A 12002-nucleotide genomic window follows, 5' to 3' on the forward strand; every position below is an offset into this window, starting at 1 on the left:
GCCACGTCGTACCTTCCGATCAATCGCAACAAGGCCACCAGATGAAAATCGCCGTCGCCAAATATCCGATCGGCAAACCCGCCGATTTCGCTGCGTTCGCCGCGCGTCAATCCGAGTTGGTGAGTGAGGCCGCCGCTGCCGGCGCACGTGTGCTGGTACTGCCGGAATATCTGGCGCTGGAGTTGGGCGCAACCTTCGGCACGCAGGTTTCTGCCGGTTTGCCGGAGTCGCTGGCGGCGATCCAGGTGCTGCGTGCGCCGTGGCTGGAGCTGTTTTCCGGATTGGCGCGCCAGCATCAGGTACATCTGATTGCCGGCAGCTTTCTGCTGGATTTGGGCCAGGGCCGCTACCGCAATCGCAGCGACTGGTTCACGCCCGACGGCCTGCATGGCTGGCAGGACAAACTGCAGCTCACCGGCTTCGAAAAGGCCACCGGGCTGATCGATCCCGGCGATGCGCTGAAGGTGTTCGAGCTGGATGGCGTGCGCGCAGCCATTGCCATCTGCTACGACAGCGAATTTCCGCTGCCGGTGCGTGCGCAGTACGAAGCAGGTGCGCGGCTGTTGATCGTGCCCAGTTGCACCGACACCGCCGCCGGGGCGATGCGGGTGCGCATCGGCTGCCTGGCGCGCGCGCTGGAAAATCGTGTGTTCGTGGCGCAATCGGTCACCGCCGGCGAGGCGCCGTGGAGCCCGGCACTGGACATCAATACCGGCGAGGCGGCGGTGTTCGCGCCGATGGATGTCGGCTTCCCGGCCGATGGCGTGCTGGCACAAACGCACGGCGATACGGTGTGGGCCTATGCGGAGCTGGACTTCGACGCCTTCGAAGCCAGCCGCGCACACGCGCAGGTTGCCAACGACCGCGATTGGCACGGGCAGTTGGCCGCTCACGTAGCGCGTGCCAAGCTGGCCGCGTTCGACTGACCTATCACCCACCAGGTTCCCATGGCCAAGAAAACCCTGATTCCGCACAGCGTCCGTCTCGAATTCGCGCCCGGTGCGCTGGTGCACAGCAATCTGTCCGGCGCGGCCTTCACCGACGACTGGCTGTGGGTGGCTGGCGACGAAGCCTGCGCGGTGGATCGGCTGCGCAAGCTCGATCCCGTGCAGCGCGAGACGCTGCGCTTCGGTGAAGGGCAGAGCTTTGCGCTGGCCGAGTTGCTGGATCTGCCGGGCGAGGCGGCCGAGGAGGCGGATCTGGAAGGCATGGCGCTGTCGGATGGATTTCTGTGGGTGATCGGCTCGCATGGGCTCAAGCGCAAGAACGCCAAACGCAGCCGCGACGATGCCGAAAACGCCAAGCGCCTGACCAAGCTCAAACTCGATGCCAACCGTCGCCTGCTGGCCTGTCTGCCGATCGAACGCGATGCCGACGGCACCCCGCGACTGGTGCGCGAAGCCGCCGACGGCCGTCGCGCGCTGCGACTCAAGGGCGATGCCAAGCACAACCAGCTCACCGACCTGCTGGCCGACGACCCGCATTTCGGCCCATTTCTGAAGATCCCGGGCAAGGACAACGGCTTCGATATCGAAGGCATCGTGGTGGACGGCGAACGGCTGCTGCTGGGCCTGCGTGGGCCGGTGCTGCGCGGCTGGTCGGCAATGCTGGAGATCCGGGTCGAGGCGCATGGCGACCATCTGCGCCTGGCGCCGCTGGACGAAGACGGCACGCTGTTGCGCAAGCACTTCCTGCAACTGGGCGGGCTGGGCATCCGCGACCTGCATTATTCCGGCGACGATCTGTACCTGTTGGCCGGGCCGACCATGGTGCTGAACGGCGAAATCCGCCTGTTCAAATGGCCGGACGCGCGCGCGGCGCTGGCCGCCAACCAGGCGCCGGTGCGCTTTCAGCACGACCTGCTGGAATCGGCGGTGTTGCCGCATGGCACCGACAGCGACCGTGCCGAGGCGATCTGCAACCTGCCCAAACACTTGGCCGGCAACACGCCCAGCTGGCTGGTGCTGTACGACGCACCAGGCCCGGCGCGCAGTGGTGGCGATTGCGTGGTCTACGGCGACCTGCTGCGCAACCGCTGAGCCGCAAGCGGGCAGGTCTGCGCTGCGCAAGGTAAAATCGGCCGACACCCGTTTCGCCGAGCGCTCCATGACCTGCCGCACCCGTTTTGCCCCCAGCCCCACCGGTTACCTGCACATCGGCGGCGCCCGCACCGCCCTGTATTGCTGGCTGGAGGCACGCCACCGCGGCGGGCAGTTCGTGCTGCGCATCGAAGATACCGACCGTGAGCGCAGCACTCAGGAGGCGATCGACGCCATCCTGGAGGCAATGGAGTGGCTGGGCCTGGGCTACGACGAAGGCCCGATCTACCAGACCCAGCGCGTGGCCCGCTATCAGGAGGTCGCCGAGCAGCTGCTGGCGCAGGGCAAGGCCTATTACGCCTACGAAACCCGCGTCGAGCTCGACGCCATGCGCGAAGCCGCGATGGCCAAACAGGAAAAACCGCGCTACAACGGCGCCGCGCGCGAGCAGAACCTGCCGTACCGCGATGACCCCAACCGGGTGATCCGCTTCAAAAATCCGCAAGCCGGCACGGTGGTGTTCGACGACCTGATCAAGGGCCGTATCGAGATCGCCAACAGCGAGCTCGACGACATGGTGATCTTCCGCCCGGACGGTTTCCCCACCTACAACTTCGCGGTGGTGGTGGACGACTGGGACATGGGCATCACCGAGGTGATCCGCGGCGACGACCACATCAATAACACCCCCCGCCAGATCAACATCTATGAGGCGCTGGGCGCACCGGTGCCCAAGTTCGCGCACATGCCGATGATCCTGGACGAGCAGGGCGCCAAGCTGTCCAAGCGCACCGGCGCGGCCGACGTGATGCAGTACAGGGACGCCGGCTATCTGCCGCATGCGTTGATCAATTATCTGGCGCGTCTGGGCTGGTCGCACGGCGACCAGGAGTTGTTCACCCAGCAGGAATTGCTCGACCTGTTCGACGTCAAGGACGTCAATTCCAAGGCTGCGCGGCTGGACATGGCCAAGCTGGGCTGGGTCAATCAGCATTACCTCAAAACCGACGACCCGGCCAGCATCGCCCCGCAGCTGGAATACCAGCTGGCCAAGCTCGGCATCGATGTCGCCGCCGGCCCGGCCGCCGCCGATGTGGTGGTGGCGCTACGCGAGCGCGTGCAGACCTTGAAGGAAATGGCCGAAAAAGCCGTGGTCTGGTACCAGCCGCTGGAAACCTATGACGAAGCCGCAGTGATCAAGCACCTGAAGCTGGGCGCCGAAGTACCGCTGGGCAAGGCACGCGAACTGCTGGCCGGCGTCAGCGAATGGAGTGTGGAAAACGTTTCGGCCGCGCTGCACGATGCGGCGGCCGCGCTGGAGCTGGGCATGGGCAAGGTCGCCCAGCCCCTGCGCGTGGCCATCACCGGCACCCAGGTCAGCCCGGATATTTCGCAGACGGTGTACCTGGCCGGCCGCGAGGGCGCCTTGAAACGCATCGATGCGGCACTCATCAAGATAGGAGCGGGCTGACCGCCGGAGCCTGTGATGAAAACCAACGAACACGCCTGCACTGCACCGCATCACCACGTCGACGACGCCAACGGCTTCGTGCGCGCGGTAGAGCGTGCGTGCACCGAGCGCGGCCTGCGGCTGACGCCGATCCGCGCGAATGTGCTGCGGCTGATCGCCGATGCCGGCAAGCCGGTCAAGGCCTACGAGCTGCTGGACTGGGTGCGCGAAGGCAAGGGCGTCGGCGCCGACGCGCCGCCCACGGTGTACCGCGCGCTGGATTTTCTGATGGCCAATGGCTTCGTGCACAAGCTCGAATCGGTCAACGCCTTCGTCGCCTGCCACCACCCCAACAGCGCCCAGCACTCGGTGCCGTTCCTGATCTGCGACCGCTGCCATAGCGCGGTGGAGCTGGAAGACCGCGACGTGGTCTCGCAACTGGAAGCCCGCGCCAAGGCACTGGGTTTTCAGCCGCAGGCGCAGACGCTGGAAGTGCATGGCTTGTGCGCCAAGTGCGCGGTGGCCGAGTAAGGATCGCCAGGCAAACGCAGGGCGGTTCACTTAGAGCGGCTAACAAAACCTAGCGAGCGCCGGTCAGTGAGTGCAGTGATTTTGTCGGCGGTCTCTTGGTGGATGCAGTCAGAAGTCCAGATCAAACGCTGCGTGGGTCGAGGGCGCGGTGCCCTCACCGCTTGCGGGACACGCCGCAAGTACGTCCATGTAGGCTCGGTGGCGGCATCCATGCCGCCACACGGTCCCGCAAGCGGCGAGGACACCGCACCAGAAAGTTTGTAGGTTGCTTTGTTGAAAGCCTGCATACCGACCATCTTGATTGGTCCTTGCCCGCCCACCGTCGCGGGACCTTACGCGGCATGGATGCCGCGTAAGAGCCTACATGGACGTACTTGCGGCGTGTCCCGCGACGGTGGGCGGGCAAGAGCCCTGCAACCAGGCAGCAGATCCGCCGGCCTGTGCAGTAGGCTGGCGTGAAGTAGTTCTATTAGCCCCTTAGTTGCAGGCAGTGCGCAGACGCAGCACCACCGCGCATCACGCCGCAGAGGTGTTCTTGCATCCATAGCCCGCCAGAAACAGCTCCACTGCGCGCTGCGTCGCATCGCGGAGATACTCCGGTGAGGGATCCTTGAGCGCGCCGAACAGGCAGGGCATCAGGGTTTCGGCTTCGAGCAGGGCGGCGAACTGGTGGGCGGCAAGCAGGGTGTCGTCGCAGCGGAGCAGGCCGCAGTCCACTTGGGTCTGCAGGTATTCGGCGAAGCGCTGCATGCCTTCTTGTTGACCGGCGCTGAAAAACAGCGCGCCGACGTCTGATCTGCCGGATACCCCGATGATGGTCTGCCAACTGGTGATGTTGGGCGTTGCGCACAAGAAGGTGAGCACGTCCTCGCCGAACCGTTGCAGGGCCTCGGCAACGGGGCCGCTGCTTTGTGAAAGCGCACTCAGCAGCGGGTCGAAATAGCGGTCGGACATGTCCTTGGCAAACGCCACGAACAGCTCTTCCTTGGACGGGAAGTAGCCGTACAACGTGCGCTTGGAGCCGCCCACGCGGGCGGCGATCTGCGACATCGAGGCGCCTTCAAAGCCCAGCTCGAGGAAGACCTCGCTGGCCGCCTGCACGATGGCGTCGCGTTTTTCTTCGGTTCTGACCCGCATCAATTCACTCCACTTTTGAACTTTAAGTATACCGACTGGGCAGGAATGCTTGACGGCTACGGATGAGCTTATTAGGATACCAAACCGTACCGTTTAGATTTAATCCTCATGCGTCCCGTCGGAGACCTTCTCGTGCGTCCTCATGCTTCGTTTCGCCTGCCTGTGCTTGCCGCTGCCGTTGCCGCCACCGTTCTGCTGAGTGCCTGCGGCAGTCCGCCGGGAGGTCCGCCGCCGGCTGAGGGCATGCCTGAGATGGGCGTGCTGACCGTCAAACCGCAGCCGGTGACGCTCACCACCGAACTGCCCGGACGCACTGTTCCCTACCTGATCGCCGAAGTTCGCCCGCAGGTGGGCGGCATCGTGCAGACACGTCAGTTCGCCGAGGGCGGCGACGTCAAGGCCGGGCAAACGCTGTACCAGATCGACCCGGCGACCTATCGCGCCAGTTACGCCAGCGCCCAGGCCACCCTGGCCAAGGCGCAGGCCAATCTGCGCACCGCCAGACTCAAGGCCCAGCGCTACACCGAGCTGGTGCAGATCAAGGCGGTCAGCCAGCAGGAGGGCGACGACACCGACGCTGCGCTGGGCCAGGCCGAGGCCGATGTGGCGGCCGGCAAGGCCAGCGTGGAGACCGCGCGCATCAACCTGGCGTTCGCGCGCATGGATGCACCGATCTCCGGTCGCATCGGCCGCTCCAGCGTGACCCCCGGTGCGTTGGTGACCGCCAACCAGGCCACCGCGCTGACCACCATCCAGCAACTGGATCCAATCTATATCGACGTCACCCAGCCCAGCGCGGCGTTATTGCGGCTCAGGCAGGCGATGGCGCGCGGCGATCTGGAAAAGGCCGGCGACGATGCAGCCAAGGTGTCGCTGCTGCTGGAAGACGGCAGCACCTATCCGCTGCAGGGCCAGCTGGCGTTCTCCGATGTCACCGTCGACCAGAACACCGGCTCGATTACCTTGCGCGCGGTGTTCCCGAACCCGAATGCGGAGTTGTTGCCGGGCATGTACGTGCGTGCGGTGCTGCAGGAGGGCATCAAGGAGCAGGGCGTGCTGGTGCCGCAGCAGGCGGTCTCGCGCAACGGCGCCGGCAAGCCGACCGCGTTCGTGGTCGGTGCCGATCACAAGCTGCAATTGCGTGTACTGGAAACCGACCGCGAAGTCGGCGACCAGTGGCTGGTGCGCAGTGGCCTGAAGACCGGCGAGCAGGTGGTGGTCGAAGGCGTCTCGCGCGCCCGCGACGGCATCGAGGTCAAGACCGCGCCGTGGCAGCCCAAGGGCAAGCCCGCGACTGGTGGTGGTCATGCAGCCGGCACCCCTTCCGCCCCGACCGCACCGCGTGCGGCCAACTGAGGCGGGATCACACGTCATGGCACGTTTCTTTATCGATCGTCCGATCTTCGCCTGGGTGTTGGCCATCATCGTGATGCTGGCCGGCATCCTGTCCATCGCCACACTGCCGATTGCGCAGTACCCCAGCATCGCACCGCCCGCCGTCGCCATCACCGCCAACTACCCGGGCGCCTCGGCGCAGACCCTGGAAGACACCGTCACCCAGGTCATCGAGCAGAAGATGAAGGGGCTGGACCACCTCAGCTACATGGCCTCCACCAGCGAATCCAGCGGTGCGGTGACCATCACCCTGACCTTCGACAACGGCACCGATCCGGACACCGCGCAGGTGCAGGTGCAGAACAAGTTGTCGCTGGCCACCCCGTTGTTGCCGCAGGAAGTGCAGCAGCAAGGTGTGACGGTGACCAAGTCGGCCACCAACTTCCTCAACGTGCTGGCCTTCACTTCCGAAGACGGCAGCATGAGCGATTCGGACCTGTCCGACTACGTGGCGGCCAACGTGCAGGAAACCATCAGCCGCGTCGAAGGCGTGGGCGACACCACCTTGTTCGGCTCGCAGTACGCCATGCGGGTGTGGATGGACCCCAACAAGTTGAATAATTTCAGCCTGACCCCGGTGGATGTGCGCACCGCGATCCAGGCGCAGAACGCGCAGGTCTCGGCGGGCCAGCTGGGTGCGTTGCCGGCGGTGGCCAATCAGCAACTCAATGCCACCATCACCGCGCAAACCCGGCTCAAGACGGCCGAGCAGTTCGAAAACATCCTGCTGCGCACGCAGTCCGATGGCGCGCAGGTGCGGCTGCGCGATGTGGCGCGCATCGAACTGGGCAGCGAGAGTTACAACACGGTGGGCCGCTACAACGGCAAGCCGGCGGCCGGTCTGGCGATCAAGCTGGCCACCGGTGCGAATGCACTGGATACCGTGCGCGCCATCGACAAAAGCCTGGAAGAGCAGGAGAAGTTTTTCCCGCCCGGCATGAAGGTGCAAAAGCCGTACGACACCACGCCGTTCGTGCGGATCTCCATCGAGCAGGTGGTGCACACGCTGATCGAAGCGGTGGTGCTGGTGTTCCTGGTGATGTATCTGTTTCTGCAGAACTTCCGCGCGACCTTGATCCCCACCATTGCGGTGCCGGTGGTGTTGCTGGGGACGTTCGGTGTGCTGGCGGTGTTCGGTTTCACCATCAATACCCTGACCATGTTCGCGATGGTGCTGGCGATCGGTTTGCTGGTGGACGATGCGATCGTGGTGGTGGAAAACGTCGAGCGCGTGATGGGCGAAGAACACCTCTCGCCAAAGGAAGCCACGCGTAAATCGATGGATCAGATCTCTGGTGCGCTGGTGGGCGTGGCGTTGGTGCTGGCCGCGGTGTTCGTGCCGATGGCGTTCTTCGGTGGCTCCACCGGTGTGATCTATCGGCAGTTCTCGATCACGATTGTCTCGGCCATGACCTTGTCGGTGCTGGTGGCGATGATCCTGACTCCGGCCTTGTGCGCGACCTTGCTCAAGCCGGTGGAAAAAGGCCATGGCCTGGCCACTACCGGTTTCTTCGGTTGGTTCAACCGCGTGTTCGATCGTGGCAACAACCGTTACCAGGGCGTGGTGCGTCACATGCTGGGCAAGGGTTGGGGGTACATGCTTGCCTATGCCGCGCTGCTGGCGTTGGTGGTGTTCGGCTTCATGAAATTGCCGGTGGGGTTTTTGCCGGACGAAGACCAGGGCACGCTGTTCGTGCTGGTGCAGTTGCCGCCCGGTGCCACCGATGCGCGCACCGGTGAGGTGCTCAAGCAGGTGGAACATCACTTTCTGGTGGACCAGAAGGATTCGGTCGCTGGCGTGTTCGCCGTCTCTGGTTTCAGTTTTGCCGGTAGCGGCCAGAATACCGGCCTGGCTTTCGTCAAGCTGCGGCCGTGGGACGAGCGGACCGGCAAGGGTCAGAGCGTCACCGATGTCGCGGCCAAGGCCGGTGCCTTCTTCGCCGGCATCCGCGATGCCAGGGTGTTCGCGTTCGCACCGCCGGCGGTGTCCGAGTTGGGCAATGCCACCGGTTTCGACCTGATGCTGCAGGACCGCGCCAATCTCGGTCATGAAGCCTTGATGCAGGCGCGCAATCAATTGTTGGGCGAGCTGTCGCAGGACAAGCGCCTGGTGGCGGTACGCCCGAACGGGCAGGAAGACACGCCCGAGTTCAAGCTGGAGATCGATTCGCACAAGGCGCAGGCCATGGGCGTGTCGATCGCCGACATCAACAACACCTTCTCCAGCGCGTGGGGCAGTACCTACGTCAACGACTTCATCGACAAGGGGCGCGTCAAGAAGGTGATGCTGCAGGCCGATGCGGTGTACCGCATGAATCCGCAGGACATCGACCGCTGGTTCGTGCGCAACAGCGCCGGCACCATGGTGCCGTTCAACGCCTTCGCCACCGCCAGCTGGCAATCGGGCTCGCCGCGGTTGGAGCGTTACAACAGCGTGCCGTCGGTGGAAATCCTGGGCATGGCGCTGCCCGGCGCGGCATCCAGTGGCGAGGCGATGCAGATCGTGGAAGCGGCGGCGGCCAAATTGCCGCCGGGCATCGGCTTCGAGTGGACCGGGTTGTCGCGGCAGGAAAAATCCTCGACCGGCCAGACCGGCCTGTTGTACGGCCTGTCGATCCTGATCGTGTTCCTGTGTCTGGCCGCGTTGTACGAAAGCTGGGCGATTCCGTTCTCGGTGATTCTGGTAGTGCCGCTGGGTGTGTTCGGCACGCTGCTGGGCGCGATGCTGACCTGGAAAATGAACGATGTGTACTTCCAGGTTGGCCTGCTCACCACGATTGGTCTTGCATCGAAAAACGCGATCCTGATCGTGGAGTTCGCCAAGGAGCTGCATGAAAGCGGCAAGAGCCTGATCGACTCGGCATTGGAAGCGGCGCGCATGCGCTTGCGGCCAATCCTGATGACATCGCTGGCCTTCATCCTGGGCGTGGTGCCGTTGGTGCTCGGCAGTGGTGCCGGTGCAGGCGCGCAGCATGCGTTGGGCACCGCTGTGATCGGCGGCATGTTGTCCGGCACGATCCTGGCGATCTTGTTCGTGCCGTTGTTCTTTGTGCTGGTGATGGGCCTGTTCAAGCGCCGACCACAGCCCACTTCGCCCGCCCCACAGCCGACAGGACACTGAGATGACCCCGATTCGCATGACATTGACCGCGATCGCGGTGGCCAGCGTGCTGTCCGGTTGCACGCTGATGCCGCGCTATGCGCGGCCCGACGCGCCAGTGCCGGAGCGCTTTGCCGGCACCGATATCACGATTGCTTCGAACGCCACCGACGCCGCCAACACCGTCGCCAACAGCACCGGCACCCACGAGGCGACGGACATTGCCAACATCGGCTGGCGGCAGGTGTTCACCGACCCCGCGCTACAGCAGGTGATCGCGTTGGCGTTGGAGAACAATCGCGATCTGCGCGTGGCCGCGCTCAACATCGAGGTGGCACGTGCGCAGTACCGAGTGGAGCGCGCTGCGCTACTGCCTTCGGTGCAGGGCACCGGCACTTCCAACAACGCGCGCACACCGTCGGAGCTGGCGATTCCGGGCCAGCCGCAGGTGTTTCGCACCTATAGCGCCAACATCGGCGTCAGTGCGTACGAGCTGGATCTGTTCGGGCGCGTGCGCAGCCTGAAGGAACAGGCACTGCAGCAGTTTCTGTCCACCGCCGAGGCCCGCCGCAGCACGCACATCAGCCTGGTGGCCGAAGTGGCCACCGCCTATCTGACACTGGCGGCCGATCAGCAGTTGCTGCAACTGGCGCAGTCCACCTTGAGCAGCCAGAGCGATAGTTATCGCCTGCAGCAACGCAGCTTCGAGTTGGGCGTTGCCTCGCAGCTCACCTTGCGCCAGGCACAGACCACGGTGGAAACCGCACGCGTGGATGTGGAGCGTTACACCGCGCAGGTGGCGCAGGATCGCAATGCCCTGGTGCTGCTGGTGGGCACGCAGGTGCCGGTGGAGCTGTTGCCGCGTGCCTTGCCCGATGGCGCCAGCGTGGGCGGCAATGTGCTGGCCAGCGTGCCGGCAGGATTGCCGTCGCAGTTGCTGCAACGCCGCCCGGACATTCTGGAGGCCGAGCGCAACTTGCGGGCGGCCAATGCCAATATCGGTGCGGCGCGTGCAGCGTTCTTTCCCAGCATCAGCCTGACTGCATCGCAGGGCTCGTCCACCAGCAGTCTGTCCAACCTGTTCGATTCCGGTACCCGCGCCTGGAGTTTCGTGCCCACGCTGACGTTGCCGATCTTCAACGCCGGGCGTAACCGCGCCAACCTGGACATGGCCAAGGCCAATCGCGCTATCGAAGTGGCGCAATACGAAAAGGCGATCCAGAGCGCGTTCCGCGAAGTGTCCGATGCGCTGGCGCAGCGCGAGACCCTGGGCCGGCAATTGCAGGCGCAACAGGCGCTGGTGGATGCCACTGCCGACAGCTACAGGCTGTCGCAGGCGCGCTTCGAACGCGGCGTGGACAGCTATCTGCAGGCGCTGGATGCGCAGCGTTCACTGTACAGCGCGCAGCAGACCCTGATCACCACGCAGCTGTCGCGCTTCACCAATCTGGCGACGTTCTACAAGGCGATGGGCGGCGGCTGGCTGCAATCGGCCGAGCCCACTGTCACTGTGGCCACCACCGCGACAGGTCAGCCCAATGGCTGAGGCGGACGTTGATGCCGCGCCTGCACGCCAGCCCAGGCGCGCGCCACACGACAAACGTGGCGCGATTCTGGCGGCGGCGCGGCAGCTATTTCCGCGCCTGGGGTTCGACAAGACCAGCATGGACACCATCGCCGAGCGTGCGATGGTGTCCAAGGCCACGGTGTATGCGCATTTCGCGTCCAAGGAGGTGCTGTTCCGCACTACGCTGGAAGCGCTGGCGCATGCATCGCCCAACCGATGGGACGCGTTATTGGAGATGCAGGCGCCGTTGGAGCAGCGCCTGGCGGCGGTCGCCAAGGCGGTGCTGCGGATCTCCACCAGCGGCGCGCTGGACGATGCGGCGTATGGTCTGGTGCGGCCGCCGTTGTTACCCAGCCAGATGCGCGAAGAGATGTGGACGCTGTCCTTCGAGCGCTACGACAACATGATGCGCGCGCTGCTGGCGCGCGAAGTGGAGCGGGGCAGCCTGATCATCGATAATCTGCCCGATGCCTCGGTGCATTTTTTCGGCTTGATGACCGGCTTGCCTGCAAATGCGGCGATGCGTGGCGATGGCGTGGATGCGGATTTTGTGCAGCAGGAGCGCTATGTGAGCGGCGCGGTTGCGCTGTTCTTGCGTGCGTATCGGCCGGATGTTGCGCGCACGGTGGGCACAACCAAGCGCGAAATGCCGAGCGGGTTCTAGGCGCGATGGAACCGCGCTTGCGGGTTGTTTGCGTGTGTCTGTCGCGTTTGTATGCGCCCATCACTCGCTTCATGACACGCATGCCGACCACTGCGTTGATGAAGCGCGCTCATAACCGT

9 protein-coding genes are annotated in these 12002 nt (G+C 64.6%); 8 read left to right on the forward strand and 1 reads right to left on the reverse strand.

The window, feature by feature from the left end; genetic code table 11:
- Positions 1-41: 41 nt before the first annotated feature.
- The 4 genes from AC1PLU_RS07445 to AC1PLU_RS07460 all read left to right on the forward strand — a co-directional run bounded on the left by AC1PLU_RS07445 (position 42) and on the right by AC1PLU_RS07460 (position 4020).
- Positions 42-926, forward strand: coding sequence for a carbon-nitrogen hydrolase family protein (locus AC1PLU_RS07445; RefSeq protein ID WP_481095340.1), 885 nt, complete (start codon positions 42-44; stop codon positions 924-926).
- A 21-nt stretch (positions 927-947) separates the two neighbouring features.
- Positions 948-2039, forward strand: a complete 1092-nt coding sequence (locus AC1PLU_RS07450; RefSeq protein WP_481108089.1) for a DUF3616 domain-containing protein — start codon at positions 948-950, stop codon at positions 2037-2039.
- Positions 2040-2106: 67 nt separating this feature from the next.
- Positions 2107-3510 (forward strand): glutamate--tRNA ligase, encoded by a 1404-nt coding sequence (gltX, locus tag AC1PLU_RS07455; RefSeq protein WP_481108090.1) that lies wholly within the window; start codon positions 2107-2109, stop codon positions 3508-3510.
- Between the two features lie 15 nt (positions 3511-3525).
- Entirely contained in the window at positions 3526-4020 is a 495-nt protein-coding gene (locus AC1PLU_RS07460) for a transcriptional repressor (protein WP_023904546.1), read from the forward strand.
- A gap of 516 nt (positions 4021-4536) precedes the next feature.
- Here AC1PLU_RS07460 and AC1PLU_RS07465 read toward each other — a convergent pair.
- Positions 4537-5157 carry a TetR/AcrR family transcriptional regulator gene (locus AC1PLU_RS07465; RefSeq protein WP_481108091.1) on the reverse strand — a complete coding sequence of 207 codons (621 nt, stop codon included), beginning with the start codon at positions 5155-5157 and terminating at the stop codon, positions 4537-4539.
- A gap of 132 nt (positions 5158-5289) precedes the next feature.
- Between AC1PLU_RS07465 and AC1PLU_RS07470 the strand changes: the two genes are divergently transcribed.
- The 4 genes from AC1PLU_RS07470 to AC1PLU_RS07485 are packed head-to-tail and all read left to right on the forward strand — an operon-like array spanning position 5290 to position 11883.
- Complete coding sequence (locus AC1PLU_RS07470; protein WP_481108092.1) at positions 5290-6513, forward strand: efflux RND transporter periplasmic adaptor subunit; 1224 nt, start codon at positions 5290-5292, stop codon at positions 6511-6513.
- Positions 6514-6529: 16 nt separating this feature from the next.
- Positions 6530-9673 (forward strand): efflux RND transporter permease subunit, encoded by a 3144-nt coding sequence (locus AC1PLU_RS07475; RefSeq protein WP_481108093.1) that lies wholly within the window; start codon positions 6530-6532, stop codon positions 9671-9673.
- Between the two features lies 1 nt (position 9674).
- Positions 9675-11198 (forward strand): efflux transporter outer membrane subunit, encoded by a 1524-nt coding sequence (locus AC1PLU_RS07480; RefSeq protein WP_481108094.1) that lies wholly within the window; start codon positions 9675-9677, stop codon positions 11196-11198.
- Positions 11191-11883 (forward strand): TetR/AcrR family transcriptional regulator, encoded by a 693-nt coding sequence (locus tag AC1PLU_RS07485; RefSeq protein WP_481108095.1) that lies wholly within the window; start codon positions 11191-11193, stop codon positions 11881-11883. Before AC1PLU_RS07480 ends, AC1PLU_RS07485 begins: the two co-directional genes overlap by 8 nt.
- Positions 11884-12002: the final 119 nt, after the last annotated feature.

The organism is Xanthomonas sp. NCPPB 2933, from assembly GCF_056725225.1.